The sequence below is a fragment of the Nocardia arthritidis genome (assembly GCF_011801145.1).
Classification (GTDB): Bacteria; Actinomycetota; Actinomycetes; order Mycobacteriales; family Mycobacteriaceae; genus Nocardia; species Nocardia arthritidis_A.
The window spans coordinates 3317060-3338740 of sequence record NZ_CP046172.1 but is presented as its reverse complement, the minus strand read 5'-3'; the positions used below and the strand labels follow the sequence as shown (position 1 = coordinate 3338740).

20 protein-coding genes and 1 other RNA gene are annotated in these 21681 nt (G+C 67.9%); 10 read left to right on the top strand and 11 right to left on the bottom strand.

Annotated features, from left to right (window positions below; genetic code table 11):
• Positions 1-67: 67 nt before the first annotated feature.
• The 5 genes from F5544_RS14895 to F5544_RS14875 form a co-directional block, all read right to left on the bottom strand.
• The gene (locus F5544_RS14895) at positions 68-1549 is read right to left on the bottom strand and encodes a metallopeptidase (protein WP_238847250.1); all 1482 of its coding nucleotides are present in this window, start codon (positions 1547-1549) and stop codon (positions 68-70) included.
• A gap of 109 nt (positions 1550-1658) precedes the next feature.
• A complete protein-coding gene (locus tag F5544_RS14890) occupies positions 1659-2606 on the bottom strand; it encodes an endonuclease/exonuclease/phosphatase family protein (RefSeq protein WP_167473742.1) in 948 nt (315 codons plus the stop codon).
• Positions 2607-2678: 72 nt separating this feature from the next.
• On the bottom strand, positions 2679-5690 hold the full coding sequence (locus F5544_RS14885; protein WP_167473741.1) for a bifunctional [glutamine synthetase] adenylyltransferase/[glutamine synthetase]-adenylyl-L-tyrosine phosphorylase: 3012 nt from the start codon (positions 5688-5690) through the stop codon (positions 2679-2681).
• 154 nt (positions 5691-5844) lie between these two features.
• A complete protein-coding gene (locus tag F5544_RS14880) occupies positions 5845-7185 on the bottom strand; it encodes a glutamine synthetase family protein (protein WP_167473740.1) in 1341 nt (446 codons plus the stop codon).
• Between the two features lie 130 nt (positions 7186-7315).
• A complete protein-coding gene (locus F5544_RS14875) occupies positions 7316-8836 on the bottom strand; it encodes an alpha/beta hydrolase (RefSeq protein WP_167473739.1) in 1521 nt (506 codons plus the stop codon).
• 145 nt (positions 8837-8981) lie between these two features.
• Between F5544_RS14875 and panB the strand changes: the two genes are divergently transcribed.
• From panB to F5544_RS14850, 5 genes are all read left to right on the top strand, one after another.
• Positions 8982-9851, top strand: coding sequence for a 3-methyl-2-oxobutanoate hydroxymethyltransferase (gene panB, locus F5544_RS14870; protein WP_167479209.1), 870 nt, complete (start codon positions 8982-8984; stop codon positions 9849-9851).
• Positions 9852-9855: 4 nt separating this feature from the next.
• The gene (locus tag F5544_RS14865) at positions 9856-10707 is read left to right on the top strand and encodes a phosphotransferase (RefSeq protein WP_167473738.1); all 852 of its coding nucleotides are present in this window, start codon (positions 9856-9858) and stop codon (positions 10705-10707) included.
• Between the two features lie 157 nt (positions 10708-10864).
• Positions 10865-11290 (top strand): hypothetical protein, encoded by a 426-nt coding sequence (locus tag F5544_RS14860; protein ID WP_167473737.1) that lies wholly within the window; start codon positions 10865-10867, stop codon positions 11288-11290.
• Positions 11290-12252: a prolyl aminopeptidase gene (gene pip / locus F5544_RS14855; protein ID WP_167473736.1), complete on the top strand. Its 963-nt coding sequence runs from the start codon at positions 11290-11292 to the stop codon at positions 12250-12252. Before F5544_RS14860 ends, pip begins: the two co-directional genes overlap by 1 nt.
• A gap of 2 nt (positions 12253-12254) precedes the next feature.
• Positions 12255-13133, top strand: coding sequence for a CHAD domain-containing protein (locus tag F5544_RS14850; RefSeq protein ID WP_167473735.1), 879 nt, complete (start codon positions 12255-12257; stop codon positions 13131-13133).
• On the opposite strand, the gene F5544_RS14845 is transcribed toward F5544_RS14850, so the two are convergent.
• Both F5544_RS14845 and F5544_RS14840 read right to left on the bottom strand, forming a co-directional pair.
• Entirely contained in the window at positions 13130-14623 is a 1494-nt protein-coding gene (locus tag F5544_RS14845) for an RNB domain-containing ribonuclease (protein ID WP_174867339.1), read from the bottom strand. The two genes, F5544_RS14850 and F5544_RS14845, sit on opposite strands and share 4 nt — an antisense overlap.
• Positions 14624-14633: 10 nt before the next feature.
• The gene (locus F5544_RS14840; protein WP_167473734.1) at positions 14634-14966 is read right to left on the bottom strand and encodes a hypothetical protein; all 333 of its coding nucleotides are present in this window, start codon (positions 14964-14966) and stop codon (positions 14634-14636) included.
• A gap of 437 nt (positions 14967-15403) precedes the next feature.
• Between F5544_RS14840 and F5544_RS14835 the strand changes: the two genes are divergently transcribed.
• Positions 15404-15790: a hypothetical protein gene (locus tag F5544_RS14835; protein ID WP_167473733.1), complete on the top strand. Its 387-nt coding sequence runs from the start codon at positions 15404-15406 to the stop codon at positions 15788-15790.
• Positions 15791-15981: 191 nt separating this feature from the next.
• Here F5544_RS14835 and F5544_RS14830 read toward each other — a convergent pair whose 3' ends face one another.
• The 3 genes from F5544_RS14830 to rnpB all read right to left on the bottom strand — a co-directional run bounded on the left by F5544_RS14830 (position 15982) and on the right by rnpB (position 18349).
• On the bottom strand, positions 15982-16830 hold the full coding sequence (locus F5544_RS14830) for a slipin family protein (RefSeq protein ID WP_167479207.1): 849 nt from the start codon (positions 16828-16830) through the stop codon (positions 15982-15984).
• A 544-nt stretch (positions 16831-17374) separates the two neighbouring features.
• Positions 17375-17848, bottom strand: a complete 474-nt coding sequence (locus F5544_RS14825) for a GNAT family N-acetyltransferase (protein ID WP_167473732.1) — start codon at positions 17846-17848, stop codon at positions 17375-17377.
• A gap of 70 nt (positions 17849-17918) precedes the next feature.
• Positions 17919-18349: RNase P RNA component class A (rnpB, locus tag F5544_RS14820), an RNA gene on the bottom strand.
• Positions 18350-18385: 36 nt separating this feature from the next.
• Here rnpB and F5544_RS14815 point away from each other — a divergent pair.
• Both F5544_RS14815 and F5544_RS14810 read left to right on the top strand, forming a co-directional pair.
• Entirely contained in the window at positions 18386-19273 is an 888-nt protein-coding gene (locus tag F5544_RS14815) for an alpha/beta hydrolase (RefSeq protein ID WP_167473731.1), read from the top strand.
• Between the two features lie 150 nt (positions 19274-19423).
• Complete coding sequence (locus F5544_RS14810; RefSeq protein ID WP_167473730.1) at positions 19424-19942, top strand: RNA methyltransferase; 519 nt, start codon at positions 19424-19426, stop codon at positions 19940-19942.
• Between the two features lie 30 nt (positions 19943-19972).
• Here F5544_RS14810 and F5544_RS14805 read toward each other — a convergent pair whose 3' ends face one another.
• The gene (locus tag F5544_RS14805; RefSeq protein ID WP_167473729.1) at positions 19973-20593 is read right to left on the bottom strand and encodes a TetR/AcrR family transcriptional regulator; all 621 of its coding nucleotides are present in this window, start codon (positions 20591-20593) and stop codon (positions 19973-19975) included.
• A gap of 37 nt (positions 20594-20630) precedes the next feature.
• Between F5544_RS14805 and F5544_RS14800 the strand changes: the two genes are divergently transcribed.
• Positions 20631-21335 (top strand): DUF4386 family protein, encoded by a 705-nt coding sequence (locus F5544_RS14800; protein WP_167473728.1) that lies wholly within the window; start codon positions 20631-20633, stop codon positions 21333-21335.
• A gap of 40 nt (positions 21336-21375) precedes the next feature.
• Positions 21376-21660, top strand: a complete 285-nt coding sequence (locus F5544_RS14795) for a hypothetical protein (protein WP_167473727.1) — start codon at positions 21376-21378, stop codon at positions 21658-21660.
• The last annotated feature ends 21 nt before the right edge of the window (positions 21661-21681 follow it).

Genomic DNA, 21681 nt, shown 5'->3' with positions numbered 1-21681 from the left:
TATGACTGCCGCCTGGCTGCAGGCCCACCTGTGACTGTCGCCTGGCTGCGGGCGGGCCCACCTGTGACTATTTGTACTTGCTGAGGCAGGCGGATTCGCCGTCGAGGACGCCGGAGCGGAACGCCTCCAGGCGTTCGTAGCCGCTGGCGGCGACCTTACCGTCGACGTCGGCGGCCGCCGCGCCGTCGGCGAGCAGCCCGGATACCGCGGCATCCAGATCGCCCGCGGTCAGGCGCGGATCACTGCTCGGGTCGGCGAGTTTGGCGGTGGCGACGCCGGACAGGCACGCGGTGCGCAGGCCCGCGGTGTCGGCGCCGGTCAGCGACAGCTTCCGATCCTGTTCCACCGCAAGGACATAGCGGGAGATGAAGACGACGAATGCGGCGTAGTTGCCGGATACCGTCGCGCCGAGCGGATCCTTGTCGACCATCGACGCGCCGCGCTTGGCCAGCGTCGGCAGATCGACGCCGATCTTGTTCGAATTCGGGCAGTAGGACACCGGATCCGTCGGCGTCACCTGCGGGCAGTTGCGCACCAGACCCGAAAAGTCGTACTGAGGCGGAGTTTTCAGCGGGAAGATCTTCGCGAGAGCCTGGCTGGTGAGCGTAAGCGACGGCTGGTCGACCGGCAGCTGCTGATCCTGATCACCCGGTTCGAAGGTGGTCGGCAAAGTGCCTCGGCGCTGGGTGATCTCGGCCTTGTCGATCTTCTTGCAGCCGGGAGCGCCGTCGTTCCAACCGATCTGCAGCGCGGTGACCCGCTCGAACGCCGAACCGTGCACGTTCCTCGGATTGTTCGGATCCTTGTCGCGCACCGCGACCGTGGTGGCCAGTACGGAATTGAGCCCGTCGGTGGTGTTCAGCGTGAAATGCTTCGACTTGCCTTCCGCCACTTGGCGCATGAACACTCCGGCGAAGCAGTCCGCCTGCTGTTCGAGCACCAGCGTCGGGGTGCGGTAGCCGTTGAGTTTGGCCTGCGACTGCACCGAGTGACCGTATTCGTGGGCGAGCACCATCACCACCGACATCGGGCCGTACCGCTTCACCAGCGCGGGCAGCAGCACTCCGCGATCCCAGCCGATGGTGTGGTCGAGGTCGCAGTAGGCGGCGTTCACCACGTGGTAGGTGTTGGCGCGGCAGAAGGTCACCGATTTTTCCTTGGACGCGTTGGCGTCCCAGGAGATGTAGCGGGTGACCGGCGTGAACGTGCCGGAGAAGTTCTTGCCGTATTCGGTGGTCCAGAATTCGTCGAGATCGGCGAGGGCGTTGAGCGAGAGCTTGTCGTATTGCCCGCCGTCGCCGTTCTCCGCGGTGCGGTTGGCGTCCGGGACGCCGGGGCGGGGGCCGTTCGGGCCCTTGGCGCCCGTGTTCGATGCCGCGCCCGCGGCCAGCTGCCACGGGTTTTCGGCACTGGACGGGGGCGCCGGGGTGCCGACCGTCGCGGTTTGCCCGCAGCCCGTCACTGCCGCGGTGACCATGAGCAGCACCGCGAGTGCCGCGAAACGCAACCGCTTGGTAGTCATCATCGGATTCCGCCCCAAGGCTGTCATTCAATCCTCCCCAAGTCCCGCCCGGTACCGCCCGCCGCCGAGCCCGTCTCATCGTAATAGCGACGGGGCTGGTGTACGTATCGGAATCGGCGCGTCGGGCGGGGCTGGATCAACGCGTCATCCGCAGCCGCGCCAACAGAGCCCGATGATCCGAACGCGGAATCGTCAGTGTCCGAATATCTTCCGTATTACCGTCCGCGACGAGCACATGATCGATGCCGATCACCGGACCCCAGCGCCGGTCCGCGGGAAAGGTCGGCAACCAACCGGCGCCGGCCTGATCGGCGGCCGAGGCGAACCGGCCGGTCAGTAGGTCGCGGAATTGCGAATGATCGCGGGTCGCATTGAAATCCGCGCCGACTATCGCCGGACCCGGCGCGGCGTCGAGGATTTCCCGGATCCGTCCCAATTCCGTGCGCCAGATCGTGAAATCGGCCGTCGGCGGTACCGGGTGGAAGGCGAATACCGAAATCGGGCCGCGCTCAGGGTGTTCCATCGTCGCGGATAGGTTGTTCAGCACGAAGCCGTCGTATTTCCTGGTGTCCCGCAACGGATAACGGCTGTAGATTCCGCTGCCGCCACCGCCCTGCGCCGTCGGCTGCGCATATCGGTAGGGCAGCACCTGTTCGATGCCCGCCGCGGCCAGCCGGTCCACCTCGGCCTGGGTCAGTTCTTCCAGGGTCAGCAGATCCACCGATTCCGCACGCACCGCACGCACCAGCGTCTCCGCATCCCCGTTGCCGTGCCGCAGATTCGATTGCAGGACATTCACCGCTATACCGGTGGCCGCCTTGCCGTCGGCGACGAACCACGGCACGCAGGTGCCTATCACGGCCACCACTACCCCACCGGCGAGCACCGCGCTGCGCCAGGCACGCGTCGTCGCGCACAACACGAATCCGGCCAGCGCCGCAGCCATCAGATACGGTGCGCCCGCCGCCAGCAGCACCGTCGACTGCCGCCGCCCCGATCCGAAATGCAGTGCGATTCCGGCGATTCCCGCGAAGACCGCGCACCAACCCGCCCCGAGCACCAACCGCCGCAACCACATTCGCATGTCCGAAACCCTAAGCGGGCGATATGTGTCGGCGGTGGCCGAGCTGTGCCGATCTTGTGTGGATATCGCGGCTCACGCCCCGAATACCCGCTCCACCACCGCCTTCGCCCGGCGCGTCACCCGCATGTAGTTGTCCAGGAATTCGCTGCCATCGTCGTTCGGCCAGCCCGCCACCTTGGCGACCGCCGAGAGCAGCCGCCCGGGGCCGGGCAATTGATCGGCCGGTTTGCCGCGCACCAGCACCAGCGCGTTGCGCGCCTTCGTCGCGGTGAGCCAGGATTCCCGCAGCAGCGCGACATCCTCGGCGGTGAGCAGCTCGGTCCGCTCGATCACATCCAGCGATTCCAGCGTCGACGTATTGTGCAGCGCGGGCACATCGTGCGCGTGCCGCAGCTGCAGCAACTGCACGGTCCACTCGATATCGGCGAGCCCGCCGCGGCCCAGTTTGGTGTGCGTCGCCGGATTCGCCCCGCGCGGCAGGCGTTCCGAATCCACCCGGGCCTTGATCCGGCGGATCTCGCGCACCGCCTCGGCCGAAACGCCGCCCTCCGGATAGCGCACCTTGTCGATGACGTGCAGGAAGCGCAGCCCGAGCTGCTGATCGCCCGCCACCTGGTGCGCGCGCAGCAGCGCCTGCACCTCCCACGGCTGCGCCCACTGCTCGTAATAGACCTGGTACGCGGCCAAAGTCCGGACCAGCGCACCGTTTCGGCCCTCGGGCCGCAGCCCGGCGTCGACGTGCAGCGGCGGATCGGTGCTCGGCGCGCCGAGCATCCGCTGCACCCGCTCGGCGACGCCGATCGCCCATTTGACGGCCTTGGTCTCGTCCTCGCCGGGCCGCGGATCGCAGACGAACAGCACGTCGGCGTCCGAACCGTAGCCGAGTTCCATGCCGCCGAGCCTGCCCATGCCGATCACCGCGAGATCGGCGGGCGCCTGCGCGCCCAGTTCGGCCTCGGTGGACCGGATCACCGCCTGCAGCGACGCCTCCAGCACCGCGACCCACACCGAGGACAGCGCCCCGCACACCGCGGGCACGTCGAGCATGCCGAGCAGATCCGCGGAGGCGACCCGGGCCAGTTCGTGCCTGCGCAGCGAACGGGCCGCCGCGACAGCGCGATTCGGATCCTCGTAGCGGGCGGCGGCGGTGAGGATGCCGCTCGCGACATCCTCCGGGCGCGGGCTCAGCAGCAGCGGGCCGCCGGGCCCGTCGGCGTACATGCGGATGGTGTCGGGCGCGTTGATCAGCAGATCCGGCAGGTACTCCGAGGAGCCGAGCACGATCATCAGCCGCTGCGCGATGGCGCCCTCGTCGCGCAGTTCGCGCAGGAACCAGATCTGGTCGTCGAGGCCCTCGGACACCCTGCGGTACGCGAGCAGCCCGGCATCGGGATTCGGTGTGTCACCGAGCCATTCGAGCAGGGTCGGCAGCAGCAGCGCCTGTATGCGCCCCTTGCGCGAGACACCGCCGGTGAGCGCCTTCAGGTGCCCGAGCGCGTTTTCCGGCGCGGCATAGCCGAGCGCCGCCAGCTGACGCACGGCCGCGTCGGGGCTGAGCCGCAGCGCGTCCGGATCCAGCCGCACCACCGATTCCAGCAGCGGCCGGTAGAACAGCTTCGCGTGTAATCGCCGCACCCGCACCGCATTACGGCGGATCTCGGCGGTGAGCACGCCGACCGCGTCCTGCCTGCCGTCCGGCCGGATATGCGCGGCGCGGGCCAGCCAGCGCATGCCCTCCTCGTCGTCGGCGGCGGGCAGTGTGTGCGTTCTCTTCAGCCGCTGCAACTGCAATCGGTGTTCGAGCAGGCGCAGGAATTCGTAGGAGGCGGTGAGGTTCGCAGCGTCGTCGCGGCCGACGTAACCGCCCGCGGCCAGCGCGGTGAGCGCCTCGACGGTGCCCTGCACATGCAGCGTCTCGTCGACCCGGCCGTGCACCAATTGCAGTAGCTGCACCGCGAATTCGACATCGCGCAGGCTGCCGTGCCCGAGTTTCAGCTCACGCTCGCGCAATTCGGCGGGCACCAGATCCTCCACCCGCCTGCGCATGGCCTGCACGTCGGCGACGAAGTCCGGGCGTTCGGACGCGGCCCACACCATCGGCATGATCGCGTCGCGGTACTGCTCGCCCAGCGCGATATCGCCGGTCATCGGCCGGTTCTTCAACAGCGCCTGGAACTCCCAGGTCCGCGCCCATCGCCGGTAGTACGCCAGATGCGATTCCAGCGTGCGCACCAGCGCACCCGCCTTGCCCTCCGGCCGCAGCGCCGCGTCCACCTCGAAGAAGGCCGCGCTCGCCACGCTCATCATCTCGGCGGCCAGCCGGGTCGCGGTGGCGTCGGCGGGTTCGGCGACGAACACCACGTCGACATCGCTGACGTAGTTGAGCTCGCGCGCACCGCTTTTGCCCATGGCGATCACCGCGAGCCGCACCGGGCACGGCCCGCCCTTGCACACCCGCGCGATCGCGACGGCGAGCGCCGCGGTGAGCGCGGCATCGGCCAGGTCGGTCAGGTGGCGGCCGACGACCTGATAGGGCAGCACCGGCTCGTTCTCCACGGTGGCCGCCAGGTCGAGCGCGGCGAGCAGCATCAGCTGATCGCGATACCGCTTGCGCAGCAACGGAACAGCCTCGGGCCCGGCGACCGTCGCGCGGAACAGGTTGGGCCCGGCGTACGGACCGTTCTCCGGAACCGCGCCCACCGCGTCCAGCAGTTCGGCGAATACCTCGTCACGCGTCGGCAAACCCAAGCGCTGCAACAGTTCCCAGGACCCGGGCGTGGCAACGAGATGATCGGCGAACGCACTCGACGAACCGAGCAGCGCGAAAAGCCTGCCACGTAACGACGTATCGGTGCGCAGCACGGAATCCAAAGCCGCCCAGTCGGTTCCGAGTCCTTCCCGCAGCTTGACCAGCGTGTTCAGCGCCAGATCGGCGTCGGGCGCGCGGGATAGCGCCCAGAGGACGGGAACGCTTTCGACGTTGTCCCAGGCCAATTCGCGTAACGAATCGGCGGCCGACGGCTCGAGCAATCCGAGCCGACCGACACCTGGAACAGCGGAGCGGGCAGACGGTGGCCGGACCATAAAGTTCAAATTACCTGTCATTGACCAACGACATGCCAATGGCACCCGCAACTGTGACATTATGCGCATACCGCCCAAGCGGGCGGTATGCGCTTCTGCTCTCAGACCCACCCGCCGCCCGACCACCAACCCTCATCGAATCGCAGCGCGATACTCAGAGGCCCAGGTACTCCTTTAGCTCATAAGGCGTCACTTGGCTGCGGTAATCGGCCCACTCTCGGCGCTTGTTGCGCAGGAAGAAGTCGAAGACGTGCTCGCCGAGCGTCTCGGCCACCAGCTCCGAACGCTCCATCGCCTGCAGCGCCTCGTCCAGCGTGCCGGGCAGCTCGCGGAAGCCCATGGCGCGCCGCTCGGCGGCGGTGAGCGACCATACGTCGTCCTCGGCCTCCGGCGGCAGCGTGTAGCCCTTCTCGATACCGCGCAGACCGGCCGCGAGCAGCACCGCGAAGGTCAGGTACGGGTTGCACGCGGAATCTGGGCTGCGGATCTCGACCCGGCGCGAGGACGACTTGTTCGGCGTGTACATCGGCACCCGGACCAGCGCCGACCGGTTCGACCGACCCCACGACGCGGCCGTCGGCGCCTCGCCGCCGTGGATCAACCGCTTGTAGGAGTTCACCCACTGGTTGGTGATCGCGCTGATCTCCGGCGCGTGCTCCAGAATGCCCGCGATGAACGCGCGCGCCGTCTCCGACAGGTTGATCGGATCGTCCGGATCGTGGAAGGCGTTCGCCTCACCCTCGAACAGGCTCATATGCGTGTGCATGGCCGAACCCGGATATTCGGCGAACGGCTTGGGCATGAACGTCGCGCGCACACCCTCGTCGATGGCCACTTCCTTGATCAGGTAGCGGAAGGTCATCACGTTATCGGCCATGGACAGCGCGTCGGCGTAGCGCAGATCGATCTCCTGCTGGCCGGGCGCGCCCTCATGATGGCTGAACTCCACCGAGATGCCCATCGATTCGAGCGCGTCGATGGCGTGGCGGCGGAAGTTCGGCGCGGCGTCGTGCACGGCCTGGTCGAAGAAGCCGCCGTTATCGGCCGGGGTCGGCCGCGAGCCGTCCAGCGGACCGTTCTCCAGCAGGAAGAATTCGATCTCCGGATGCACGTAGCAGCTGAAGCCCACATCGCCCGCCTTGTTCAGCTGACGGCGCAGCACGTGGCGCGGGTCGGCCCAGGACGGGGAGCCGTCGGGCATGGTGATATCGCAGAACATCCGCGCGGAGTGCTGATGGCCCTTGCTGGTGGCCCACGGCAGCACCTGGAAGGTGGACGGATCCGGACGGGCGACCATATCGGCCTCGGAGACCCGGGCGAAGCCCTCGATGGCCGATCCGTCGAAGCCGATACCCTCTTCGAAGGCGCCCTCCAGTTCGGCGGGGGCGATGGCAACGGACTTCAGGTAACCAAGCACGTCGGTGAACCAGAGCCGCACGAAGCGGATATCCCGCTCTTCGAGCGTCCGCAGCACGAATTCCTTCTGGCGATCCATGTCCGCGAGCGTAGGTGCGCGGCGTTAAATCCGTGTTACATACGGAGTCCGGATTACGCCCGCGCGTTTCATCCGGTGAATCGGGCTGTGTTTCAAGATCCGCACGCAAGCTCGGGACCCGCACCGCGTTTCACGATCCGCACGTGAGATTTGGGGCCGGGGCCTTCAGCGACACCAGATAGTCGAAAACCGCACTGTCGACGCATTGTTCGCCGGCCACCAGCGCGACGGTATGCCTGCTCCCCTTGTAGGTGATGAGCGAGGCCCCCAACTGCCCGGCCAGGTCGACACCGGCCTGGTACGGCGTCGCCGGATCCTCGGTGGTCGACACCACCACCGTCTTCGGCAGGCCGGGCGCCGAAACATGGTGCGGCACGGTGGTATTCGGCACCGGCCAGGTGGCGCACAGTTCCAGCGCCGAGGCGCCGGTGCCGCGTCCGTCGTCGGCGAACGGCGCGGCGCGGCGCGCATCGGCGTCCTGCCTGGCGACCACCGCCCGATCGGTGACGCGCGGATCGTCGACGCAGCGGATGGCGTTGAACGCGTCGATCCGGTTGCTGTAGGTGCCGTCGTCGCGACGGGCCTGATACATGTCGGCGAATCGCAGCAGGGTGTCGCCGCGACCGTCGCGCAATTCCGCGAGCCCGAGGGTGAGACCGGGCCACAGCTCGTCGGAGTAGAGCGCCTGCCGCACGCCGGTGATGGCGTCGTCGTAGCCGAGCCCGCGCTGGTCGGACGTCGGAACCCGCTTGTCCCACAACGGATTCAGCAGTTCCCGGAATCGGGCGGTCGCCGCGGCGGGGTCGGTACCGAGCGGGCAGTCCGCGCGTTTGACGCAGTCGGCGCTGTAGGCGTTGAAGGCGGTCTGGAAACCCGCGGCCTGGCGCAGCGATTCGGCCACCGGATCCTGTGTCGGATCGATCGCGCCGTCCAGCACCATCGCCCGCACCCGCGTCGGGAATTTCTCGGCATATGCCGAACCGAGCCGGGTTCCGTAGGAATAGCCGAGGTAGGTGAGTTTCGGATCACCGAGCACCGCCCGCAGCACATCCATATCCTGCGCGACCTCCTTGGTCCCCACATGGGCCAGGAAATTCAGGCCGCTGCGCTGCACGCAGCGATCGGCGTATCGCTTGTTCTCGGCCTCGATATCGGCGATGCCCTGCGGCGTATTGTCCTTCGGCGGTTCGGTGCGCTCCGCGTCGTTCTCCTGCGCGGTCTGGCACAGGATCGCCGGGGTGGACGCGCCGACGCCGCGCGGATCGAAGCCGACCCGGTCGAAACGTTCCGCCAGCGGCGTGCGCCCGCCGAGCGCCGACATCGCCAGCCCCGCCTCACCCGGCCCACCCGGATTCATCAGCAGCGAGCCGATCTTCTTGCCGGTCGCCCGCAGCCGCGACACCGCGATCTGCGCGGTCGGGCCGTCCGGTGCGGCGTAGTCGATCGGCACCGCGACCCGGGCGCATTCGGTGGCGGGTGCGAATCGGGTCGAGCCGTCGCTGAATCCGGCGCAATCACCCCAGTGCACCGTCTGCGCGTAGAACTTCTCCAGTCCGGCGGGTGCGGGCGGCATCGGATCGCCCGTGCTCGCACAACCCGCGACCAGCGCCAGCACCGCGACCCCGAACACACCCAACCGCACCGACGACATGGCAAAGATATTGCACCATCCCCCTGTGACCAATAGCACCGGTCACGGCCCTTAATCCGGCCGTCATCCGGCTGGCAGACTGAATGCGTCAGACAAACCCGGGGACCCGTTACGGGCCCCGAGGCATTCGACGAAAGGGACGATGATGTCCGTATCCGATACGGAAACCCCTGCTTACGGCGCGGCGCCCAGTACGGCCGGTCCGACCGCGAAGGCGGCCAGGCGCAAGACCCGGGTGCACCACCTGCAGGAGATGAAGTCCGCGGGCGAGAAGTGGGCCATGCTCACGGCCTACGACTATTCCTCGGCGCGGCTGTTCGAGGAGGCCGGTATCCCGGTGCTGCTGGTCGGCGATTCGGCGGCCAATGTGGTGTACGGCTACGACACCACCGTGCCGGTCACGGTGGACGAGCTGCTGCCGCTGGTCCGCGGTGTGGTTCGGGGCGCGCCGCACGCGCTGGTGGTGGCCGACCTGCCGTTCGGCACCTATGAAGGCGGTGCACAGCTGGCGCTGGCCACCGCAACCAGGTTCATGAAGGAGGGTCAGGCGCACGCGATCAAGCTGGAGGGCGGCGAGCGGGTCGCCGAGCAGATCGCGCTGCTCGCCAGCTCGGGCATCCCCGTGATGGCGCATCTCGGCTTCACACCGCAGAGCGTCAACACCCTCGGCGGGTTCCGGGTGCAGGGCCGCGGCGACGCCGCCGAACAGCTCATCGCCGACGCCATCGCCGTGCAGGAGGCCGGTGCGTTCTCGGTGGTGATGGAGATGGTTCCGGCCGAGCTGGCCGGTCAGATCACCCGCAAGCTCACCATTCCCACCGTCGGCATCGGCGCCGGCCGGGATTGCGATGCCCAGGTGCTGGTCTGGCAGGACATGGCGGGCTACACCAGCGGCAAGACCGCCAGGTTCGTCAAGCGGTTCGGCAACGTCGGCGACGAATTGCGCACGGCGGCGGCGCTTTACGCCGACGAAGTGCGCCGGGGCGTCTTCCCCGGCCCCGAGCACAGTTTCTGATCCGATGACGTACGGCCGGGCCGCGAATGCGCCCGTTTCGCTGCTCGGCCAACCGATCGACCCGCTGATCGATTGGGCGGCAACCGAACTCGCGGGGTTCGGCATCGAGATCACCGGCCCCGCAACGGAAATCCGCCGCCGCGACTGGTCGCTGCTGGCCCGCATCCCCACCGATGCGGGCCAGGTGTGGGTGAAGGCGAACGCGCGCGCCTTCGCCCACGAGGGTCCGCTGCTGTCCGCACTTTCCCGGTTGCGTCCCGGCAGCGTTCTGGAACCTCTTGCCGTACAACCCGATCGCGGTTGGCTGCTCAGCCCGGATGGCGGCGCGACGGCCCGCGACAGCCCGGCCGAATGGGCCGCGCTGATCGACTCCTACGTCGATCTGCAGCACGCCGCCGCAAGCCACCTGGACGAGCTGCGCGCCACCGGAACTCCGTATCTCCCGCCGCCACAACTGATCACGGTCTACCGGCACTTCGAATCCCGGATACCCGGCCTCGGCCCGCGGATCGCCGAATCCGCCGCCGCCCTGGCCGAATTCGGCAGGCTGAGCGTCGAACACAACGACCTGCACACCGGCAATGTGTTCGCGGGCCGCGGCCTGATCTTCGACTGGGGCGACGCGGTGCTCACCCACCCCTTCCTGTCCCATCGCACCCTGCGCGGCCCGCACCGGAACCGCTATCTCGACCGGTGGCGCGAGTACGGCCCGGTCTCGTCCACCGAGGTGGCATTGGCCGATCGCCTCGCCCCGCTGGTCGTGCTCAATTCCTGGCGCACGATCGACGCGTCGGCGCCGGAGTGGGCCAGGGTGCTGCGCGAGTTGCTCGACGAGGTTCGCGGCGGCTTCGGCTGACGGCGGCGTGAGGTCAGGCCCGGAGGCGGTAGCGCAGCGTGACCACGTAGGGCCCCGAACGCCGCAATAGGTACAGCCCCCAAAGTTCGCCCGCGACCCGTCCGGGAAAAGGTGGCAAAGTAGATGCGGACAAACACGACTCGAGCATGAGGTGCCTATGCCGCAACGCCGTTGGATGCCCCGCAGCCTGCTGTTATTCGCGGGAGGATTGGTCGCGGTGGCCGTCACCGCCTGCGGCAACTCCGCGAATCCCGCGCAGACCGGCAGCTCCGGCTCGACGACCTCCTCGGCGAGTCCGTCCAAACCGGCCGGCCCGGAGATCTCCGACCAGGCGGCCGCGCAACTGTGCGACATGATCCGTCCAGAGCTGTCCAACTGGCGGGTGCAGGGGCCGACCCTCGGCAAGATCGGCCTGAACGCGGCGGTGCACGAGTGGGCGCTGCGCAACGGCGCCATCAACGGTGCCGTACTCGCCGATAAACCGATCATCGATCGGGTCACCACCAAAAGCTGTTCGGATGTCCGGGCGCAGGCCATCGACGCGCTGCAGATCCCGGACCTGGCCTCGGGATTGGCGTTTTGATGCGGATTCTCTACCCGGAACTCGAACCGTACGACACCGGCATGCTCGACGTCGGCGCGGGCGACAAGGTGTATTGGGAGGTCAGCGGCAATCCGGCGGGTAAACCGGTGATCTTCGTGCACGGCGGCCCCGGCGGCGGCACCGAACCGTTCCACCGGCGGTTCTTCGATCCGAAGCGCTACCGGATCGTGCTGTTCGACCAGCGCGGCTGCGGCAGATCCACCCCGCACATCGCCGACGGCGCGAGCCTGGACGCCAACAACACCCAGAATCTCATCGCCGATATGGAGCTGCTGCGCGAACACCTCGGCATCGAGCGCTGGCAGGTATTCGGCGGCTCCTGGGGTTCCACGCTGGGCCTGGCCTACGCGCAAACCCATCCGGAGCGCGTCACCGAGTTGGTGTTGCGCGGCATATTCCTGTTGCGCCGCAAGGAACTCGACTGGTTCTACAACGGCGGCATCGCCGCGCTGTTCCCCGACGAGTGGGAGAAGTACCTCGCGCCCGTACCGGCCGCCGAGCGCGACGGCGATCTCATCGAGGCGTACCACCGCCTGCTGCACTCCCCCGCCCCGGAGATAGCGCAGGAGGCCGCCGTCACCTGGTCCGTCTACGAGGGTTCGACGAGTTCGCTGCTGCCCAAACCAAACCGGGTCAGCGAATCCGCCGAACCGCGGTTCGCACTCGCCTTCGCCCGCATCGAGAACCACTATTTCCGCAACGGCGGCTTTCTCGAGGAGGGCCAGCTGCTGCGCGATATCGGCAAGATCGCCCATATTCCGGCGGTGATCGTGCAGGGCCGCTACGACGTGGTCTGCCCGGCGACCAGCGCATGGGATCTGCATCGGGCCTGGCCCGGGTCGGTGTTGCATATCGTGCCCGACGCCGGGCACGCCTCCAACGAACCCGGCATCGTCGACCGCCTCGTCGAGGCCACCGACGGATTCGCGGAAGCGAGCTGACGATGGCAGCCACGGCCGGATCCGCGATCGTCAAGGCACTGCGCGACGATGTGGACCGGCTGCTGGCCGCCGAACCCGACGTGCGCGCCGACGCCCCCGATTCCGTGCACCAGATGCGGGTGGCCACCCGCCGGTTGCGCAGCGTATTGCGCTCGTACAAAAGTCTTTTCGACCCCGCGCCGGTCGCCGATGTGCAGGAGGAGCTGAAGTGGCTGGCGGGCGTCCTCGGCGTCGCGCGCGACGCGGAGGTGCGCGCGGACCGCTTCGAGACCCTACTGGCCGAGAACACATCCGACGGTGCGGCGGAATCCGCGCCGATCGAGCATGTCACCGCCGACCTCGTCGACGCCGAGCGGGCCAGGTACGCCTCGGCGCACGACCGGATCCGCGACGTCCTGCACAGCGGCCGCTACCACAAACTGCGCGGCGAACTTTCGGCCTGGCGCACCGCGCCGCCGCTGCGTCCCGACCGCGCCGGGCTACCGGCCGACGAGGCCTTCGAACGGGTGCTGCGCAAGGATCTGAAGCGGCTGCGCAGGCTGGTCTATGCCGAGCCGAGCGCCCCGGCCGCCGAGCGCATCGAGCTGCTGCACGATATCCGCAAGGGCGCCAAGAGGTTACGGTATTCCTGCGATGCCGCCGCCCATGTGCTCGGCCGCGACGCCGAGAAGCTGGGCAGCCAGGCCAAACAGCTGCAGGGCGTGCTCGGCGACCATCGCGACGCCGTCGAATCCCGCGATTCGCTGCTGTCCACGGCCGAGCGGACCGATGTGCGGGATGAGGCGTCGATCTACGAAATACTGGCCGCCGCCGAGGATCTCGCCGCCGGGCAGGCGCTCGCCAGATATCCGTCGGCCGCGGCCTTCGTATCGGGGCGCTAAGTGTCCTGGTCCGGCGCTTGCGCGGGAAAGGCGAAGGTGACCTTTCGCGCCGTCGGATCAGCCGAAATCAACCGCACCCGAACCGATTCCCCTTCCGGTGGCCCGCCGACGCAGGGGCCGAGCACCGGTGGATCGGCGACGAAGATCTCCGCGGGACGGTTGCCGTTGGCCTCCCGCACCACCACCGCGTCGAATTCGGCGCCCGCGCGGGAGGCGAGCAGCGTCGCCTCGGTGAGGTCGATGCACGCGCGCTCCACCTTGCCCGCCAAACCGTCGCTGCGCCGCATACTTTCCGTGGTGTTCCCGAGACCGTCCCGAACCCATTGCGGCACTTCGGTTCCCGCGCAGTGCGCGATACAGATCTCGGTGGCGAATCGATCCGCCAGCCGTCGCAGCGGCGCGGTGACGTGCGCGTACGGCGCGCCGATCCCGCTGTGCCGCACCACATCCGGCTCCACCCCATCGAGCGCACGATCGGAGGCGGAGCCGACGGGGTGGGTGAACACGGTGTAGCCGGCGCCACGCAGCAGGCCGGTGGCCTCGGACATGAGCACAAGCGCCGCAGGGGTATTCGGATCCAGCCCGGCCAGCATCCGCCCCACCGGCTGACCGTCCGGCCATGGCACGCCGAGCGCGTGCGCGGTCCGCCGCATCGATTCGATGGCCGCGTCGGCGGGCGGCGGCATGGTGCGCAGCAATCCGATGCGCTCACCGGAACCGTTGCCGTCCAACATGATTCGTGCCGCACACATGCCGGTGAGCAGCGAGACCTGTTCGTTCCAGTCGTCGGCGGCGGTGCGCGGTTCCACCACCAGCCGCCAATGTCCCTCGGCCGAGTCGTCGCGCACCACGCTCTGCGCGGGCAACCGCAAACCGATCGCGCCGCGGGCCAGCCCGGCCTCGATGCGCCGCTTGCCGAATTCCGGCAGGGCCGCGATCGATGGATGCAGCGCCCGCCCGGCGTCCGCGGCGGCCTGCACCCGCTGATAATCGAGCCGAGCCCGCGATCGGACGGTGGCGCGTATCACCGAAAACTGTTGCGGCTCAGCATTTTCGTCGAGTTCGATGGTCCACAGCGCGGCCGGGCGCACCTGATCGGGCAGCAGGCTCGCCGAACCCTCCGAGAGCACCGGCGGATGCAGCGGCACCGTGCCGTCGGGCAGGTAGTAGGTCTGGCCGCGCGCGCCCGACTCCTTCGCCAGCGCGCCGCCGGGTTCGATCACCGCGCCCACATCGGCGATCGCGTAATGCAGCAGGAATCCGGTGCCGGTGCGTTCGAGATACAGCGCCTGGTCCAAATCCATGGCGCCGGGCGGATCGATCGTCACGAACGGGATGTCCGTGCGATCGATCCGGGCACCCGCGAACGCGTCGACCGCGTCGCGGGCCTCGGCGCTCGCCTCGGCGGGATATGCCGAGGCGAGGCCGAATTCGGAACGGATGGCGCCGAAATCCACCGGCGCCGAGACGATCCGCTGATGTAGTTCCACGGAGTCCGAACTACTGAAGTGCCAGCATGGTGCCGTTCAACTGATCGAACGGACCGTAGACGGTGAACGTGACCCGGCCGTTGGGAACCGAGGCCGAAACATCGGCCGCCGCGTCCAAAGCCGCCCCGAACGAGGGGGCGGACGGATGCGGCAGACCCGCGATCACCTGACCGAAGTGGGTCTGGTGCACCCAAACCGTGTCGGCCGGGCTGAGGTCGACCTGCACCCCACCCGGTAGCGGAGTAACCGCGACTGCACCGGCGGAACCGGCGCCCAGCATGCCGAAAAGCGAAGCGGCCCCGGCGATCAACGCACCGGCGACCAAGGAGCGAACTACCCGCATATGTGTTGAGACCTGCTTTCGGAGCGATCGAGATGTGAGTGGCCCGCTGCCGCCCGGCAACGGGCCTTGCCAACGGCGAATACTTTATGACGTCGCTCACGTTCTAGGCCAGTTACCCGAGAATCACGGTGCCGGCCCGGCGCGCCGGACACGGGCGGGCGCCGGTTGCTAGTGTGGCCGGACGGCGCGGGATACGTTCGCGGCCCGCGTATTCCGAAGTGTTCCCGTACGTCGACGAATTGGGAGTTCCACGCAGATGTCCTCGTTCCTTTACGACTTCCTTCTCCCCGTGCTCGGCGCCGATCAGGCCGCCTACTGGGCATCGGTTCTACTCATCGGACCTCTGTAGCTCGGCGCTTTCACCGTCCCGGTTCCGGTCGCCTCCCGTTCACCTCACGGGAGGCGACTTTCGTTCCGGCCCGCTAGCATCGCGCTCCGTGATACGAACCACCGCCGCAATCGCGGCCTGCGCCACCGCCTTTGCTCTGCTGCTCACCGGCTGCGGCAGCGACAAGGCGTCCAGTTCCGCCCCCGCGTCCGCGGCGGCCACCTCGGCCAAGCCCGCCGCCCCGGCCGGGCTCGACAATGTGAAGGCGGGTGCGTTCGTCGTCGCCTTCAAGAACGCCTTCCCGAAGTTGGCCGACGGCAAGGACGACACCAAGATCGCCGGTGTGCTGTCGGACACCTGCACCGACATCAAGGCGGGTAAGCCGGAGGACGCCGTGGTCAAGGGCGTCGGCACGCGGGTCAAGTCGGCCAGCGCCGACGCGACGACCGAAGAGTCGCAGGCCATCTACCAGATGGCCAAGCTCATGTGCGGCTGACCGTCAGTCATCGAACGGTATCTCTTGCCGCTGCGGCAAGCGGTTCGGCAGGTACTTCAGCACATATCCGATCGTGATCATCAGCACGATCGCGATCACGGGAATCAGCACGGACATCGGTCCGGTCCTAACGTTGTCGCCGATACGACGTGCGGCGAGCGCCGCACCCGTATCGGTATACGCCGGCCCTGTTACGCCTGTGTTCCGGTTGGGCCGGTCGCCTGCGTGTCGTCCGGGGATTTCGGCTGAGGCGCTTCGGGTTTCGGGTCGGCCGCGGGCAGGCTGCTACGTTCCAGGAAGCGAAGCAACTCCACCGGGAACGGCAGCACCAGCGTCGAATTCTTTTCCGCCGCAACCTGAACCACGGTTTCCAGCAGACGCAGCTGCAGCGCCGCCGGTGTCTCCGCCATCTGCGCGGCGGCCCGCGACAGCATGTCCGACGCCTGCAGTTCGCCCTCGGCGGAGATCACCCGGGCGCGCCGCTCCCGCTCCGCCTCGGCCTGCCGTGACATCGAGCGCTTCATCGCATCCGGCAGCGCCACATCCTTGATCTCCACCCGGTCGATGTGCACGCCCCAGGCCAGGGCCGGGCTGTCGATCATGATCTCCAGGCCCTTGTTCAGTTCCTCGCGGTTGGACAGCAAGTCGTCCAGGTCGCTCTTGCCGATGATCGAGCGCAGCGAGGTCTGCGCCACCTGCCCGACCGCGAACAGATAGTTCTCCACCTCCAGCACCGCGCGCTCCGGGTCGATCACCCGGAAATACACCACCGCGTCCACCCGTACCGTGACGTTGTCCCGGGTGATGCCCTCCTGCGCCGGAACCGGCATGGTGACGATCCGCGTCGACACCTTCCGCATTTTGTCCACGAACGGAATGAGCAACCGCAGCCCGGGATCCCGCGTCGCGACCATCCGCCCGAACCGAAAAATCAACCCCTTCTCGTACTGCGCGACCACCCGCGCACTCGCCGCCGTCGCGATCCCGCCGCCAACGGCGGCAATCCCCACGATGCTCGCCAGAAACTCCAAAATATCCATGGCGTCACTTCCATCTCGCTGTAATTCATGATTGCACCGAGACACGCTCCGTGGCGCTGACTTTCGCGAGCTCCACCGATCTTCACGATCCACCGCAGAGCGGACGACCTGCCCGAAACCGCGGTGCGGCAGCCGCGAATGAGCCGGACAATAACGCATATGGCGCAGAACGAGCGGCAAGCGTTTCCGGCTCTCACGCAATGGTTTCGCGACAATCTCAGCGAAAGCGCTTTCGAGTTCGTCGATCAGATGCCACTTCTTACGGCGATACTTCTGTTGGCCGGCCGCAGCGACGCCCCACCGATTCCCGACGATGTGTTGTCCGCTTGGCGGGCACTGCTGGTCAGAGAGCGGCGAACCGTCGACCAATCCGAGGCCGCCTTCTTCGAGGCAGCCCGCGACCAGGGCAAATCCTGGCGGCACATCGCCGAGGTCCTCGGCTACCCGACCCCCGAGGACGCCCAGCAACGCTGGGTCTTCCTCATCGGCGAGCTCCGCCGCACCCACCCCGGAACCAATCCGAGACCATGGCTGCCATAGGGATTCACGCCACGTCGATGATCATCTCCCGCTCGCGGCGCGGATTGTTCATCCTGGATGGTTGATCGCGGCCGGTGAATACGAAACCCTTTCGCTCGTAGAGCTTTTCGGCGTGGCGGTTGTCCTTCAGCACCCACAGGCGCAGTTCCCGGTGGCCGGTTTCGCGGGCGCGGGCGATCACCGCGTCGATGAGATGATCGGATGCGCCGGTGCCGCGGGCGACCGGATTCACCCACATCGAGACGAGCACCGGTAGGCCCTCCTGGATGATCAATCCGGCACAGCCGACCGGGGATCGGTCGAGTTCGGCGACGAAGAGCTCACGGCCGCGATGCCAGTCGCGCCACTGTTCGTCGGTCCACTCCGCCGCGATGTCGTAGGTGGTGGCGAAGGTGCCTCGCGGCGAACCCCGCAAGGCGTCCAGCCGGATCTCCCGCGTGATCTTCCATTCGTCGACGGCCAGTCTGCGCACGATCATGATTTCGATCGTGCGCGGCGACACCGGATCTCGGCAACAAGATCCGCTTCCCCGTGATGCGAACTACAGGCGGACGAGTTGGCCTGTAAGCCGGATCCTGTCCCCGGCTGAGCCGGGTGGCGACCATCCATCTGGGCACACCGTCGCCGGGTACCTCGAGCGGCCCACCCGCAGGCTCGGGCGAGCAGCCCTCGAACGCCTGCGCAGCCGCACCGCGAGCGATGCGACCTTCGACCTTGCTCCGGGCGGGGTTTACCTAGCCGCCCCGGTCACCCGGGGCGCTGGTGCGCTCTTACCGCACCGTTTCACCCTCACCGCGCGACGCCGCACCTCTCGCGAGGCCCGCCGCCGCGGGCGGTCTGTTCTCTGTGGCACTGTCCCGCGGGTCACCCCGGGTTGCCGTTAGCAACCGCCCTGCTCTGTGGAGTCCGGACTTTCCTCGGCGGCGGGCGGCGGCACACAGGTGCCCGTTCCCAACGCCGCGGTCGCCCGGCCAACTCGTCCGCCGGTACAGGGTACCCGCTACCCTCGGGCGTCATGGAACGTGTCGAGGTCAGTTTTCCGTCGGGCGGCGAACAGTGCGCCGCTTGGCTGTATCCACCCGACGGCGTCCCCAAGCCCCGCCCACTCGTGGTGATGGGGCACGGTCTCGGGGGCAACCGTGAAATGGGCTTGGATCGTTACGCACGGCGGTTCGCCGCCGCCGGTATGGCCGTGCTGGTATTCGATTACCGGCATTTCGGAGCCAGCCAGGGTTCCCCGCGCCAGCTGGTGCATATCGCGCGCCAGCGTGAGGACTGGCATGCGGCCATCGCGTACGCGCGCACCCTGCGCGGTATCGACGCGACCCGAATCGCATTGTGGGGCACCTCGTTCGGCGGGGGGCACGTGCTAGCGGTGGCACCCGACGACGCCTACATCGCCGCCGTCGTCGCGCAGGTCCCGTTCACCAGCGGGTGGGCGTCGGCGCTGGCGAAGGGCCCGATCAGCCTGACCAAGGTTTCCACGATCGCGGCCACCGATCTGCTGGTCGGGCCGTTGCGGCGCAAGCCGGTTCGCATCCGGCTGGCCGGGCGCAAACGTTCGGCGGCGCTGATGAGCGCGTCGGATGTGCCGGAGGGTTACGGCAGGCTGGCCGAGGAGAGCCCAAGGTATGAGCCGAAAGTCGCTGCGCGGATCGCGTTTTCGGCGCTCTTCGACGCGCCGGGCCGCCGGGCGAAGGCGCTGAAGATGCCGGTGCTGTACGCGGTGGCCGACCATGATTCGATCGCGCCGGCCAAATCGGCGCTGCGGGCGGCCGAACGCACCAAACACGCGATCGTGAAGCGTTATCCCGTGGGACATTTCGACGTCTACTTCGACGATCATTTCGAGCGGGCGGTCTACGACCAGATCGAATTCCTGGTCTCGGTGCTGCGCCCGTGAGATCGGGCTCGCGGCGCGCCGGGTATCCTGGGACCACCGGTCCGGCCTGTTCGTCGGCGGACCTCGTCGATGGCCCGATGCGCCGCGAAGCATCCCGTACATGAATCTCGTTGTCCCCCAGCCTTTCGGGAAGGGTTTTCCCGTCCGCCGATGACCGCGGCGCGCCTCCGGACGCGTCCGGAGCTGCGTCAGCAGCGCCGCAGGCGGGCGCACGGCTGCTGGAATCATCTGATCGCCGCACCGCTGTGGCCAAAGCACGGCGTGAACCTGGGCACCCTGCTGCGCACCTGCGATGCCGTCGGCGCCTGTCTCGCGGTGCCGCGGCGGCCATGGATTCCGGACGCGCTCGCGCACGGAAACACCCTGCGGCACCGGCAATGCGTGCACTGGATCGACGGCCGGGTCGATCGCTGGCTGGATCGTCAGCGCGACGGCGGTTCGGCCGTGGTCGGCGTCGAACTCACCGACGAGTCGATCCGGCTGGCCGATCTGCCCCCGGCCCGTCGCCGCACGATCATGTTGCTCGGCCACGAATCCGATGGCATTCCGCCGGAGGGGCTGGAAAGGCTCGACGTCGCGGTGGAGATCCCGATGGTCGGCACCGGCCACAGCCTCAATGTCGCGGTGGCGGGTTCGCTGGTGCTCTACAAGCTGGCCGGTCTGTGCTGAATCCGCCTCGGCCGCATGAGCTTTGGTGTGTCATTCGGCCAGCAGTTCCCTCGGTAGCGCGGCGGCCCACCATCGCTGCACCCGTTCCGGCGTCCAGCCGCGTTCGTCGATGAACGTGCGGTAGATATCGATATTGCACAGCGCGGCATAGATATCCAAGGCGGTGTCGAGGTCCAGCCCTTGGCGCAGTGTGCCTTTCGGCCAGGCGGCGAACACCTGACGGTGGGCGTCGTCGGCGCGGTCGCGTGCCTCCCGATAGGCGTGTGCCAGTTCGGGTTCGGCGCGCCCCGCCTCGCGCAGCAGCACAATCACATCCCCGGAGCGTTCGTACAACCTGCGGTCGTAACCGGCCATCGCGGCCAACTGTTTCGCGGGATCGCCTGCGGCGGAATCCAATTCGCCGAGCATCCGATCCGCGTCCGCGGACAGATCGGCCGCGTCGACCAGTGCACGGGCGAGCCCTGCCTTGTTGCCGTATGCGGCGTAGACGGTCGGGACGGAAACGCCTGCCGCCGTGGCTACCTCGCGAATGGTCGTGGCCGCCCAGCCGCGCGTGACAAATAACTCGCGCGCGGCATCGGCGATCGCCGCGCTGGTCTGCTGCGCCTGCGCCGCGCGACGTAACGAGTCGTAGCGCCGCCGCTCCTTCATCGTTCCCCTTTCGGTTTACGTCTACTATATTGAATACATGGTTAGTAAAGCTCTTGGCGGGCCGACCTGGCCCTTCACTCGAATCGGCGGCATCGGAGCGATCGTCTTCGCCACCGCCATCATCGGCATCAACCTCATCCTCTTCCCTGCCGGGCTGCCCGAGGGCCGCACCGATATCGCCGATACCACAAGGTTTTTCGACGACAACGGCGAGATCGTCCGGTGGGCGCTCGCGGCGACACCGGTCGCGTTCTTCGCCGTCGTCGCCTTCGGCGCGGGCGCGTTCGCGGCACTGCGCGAATTCGAGCGCGCCGACATCTCCGCCTGGTCGCTGGTCGGCCTCGCGGGTCTGGTCCTGCAAACCGCGGTCTTCACGGTGGTGAGCGCGCTGCGTCTGGCGCTCACCACGATTCCCGAACACACCTCGGCCACGGCGGCCGGTCTATTCGCGCTGCACAATGCCGTGTTCAATCTCAACGGCACCTTCCTCGCGACGGCCATGATCGGACTTTCGATGGGCGGCCTGCGCGCCCGGCTCATCCAACCGTGGCATGCGGCGCTCGGGTTCGTCGCCGCCGCACTGCAATTCACCTGGACGCTGCTCACACCCTTGATGCTCGACCGGCCGAGTCCGCTGTCGCTGCTCGGACTGGTCGGGTGGCTCATCTGGACGGTGTGGCTGGTTGTCTACGGCATCACGCTGATCCGGTTGCGCGCCAACCGGATTGCGGTCGCATACTGAGGGCGTAGATTGCGGACAATCACCTATCCGGGAGTCCGCGATGATCGATCCACTTGCCCTGGAAGGGCGTCGAGAACAGTTGCTGGCGCGGCTGCGTGAATTGCGCGGTGAGCTGGCGGATTTGGCCGACGACTATGGCGAGCTGCCCGCCTCGGGTCTGTTGATCGATACCGACGGGATCGGCGCGCTCACCACCCCCGGTTACTGCATCGCGGGGGCGCGCGAGGTCTTCGAGGAGGCGCTGCTCGAACTCGACGCCGCTGGAGATGCGCTCGGCCGGGCCGCGACATACACGGGACGCTTGCGTCCGGTGGTTTTCGACTGAGCGGATCTCGAAACCGTTCGC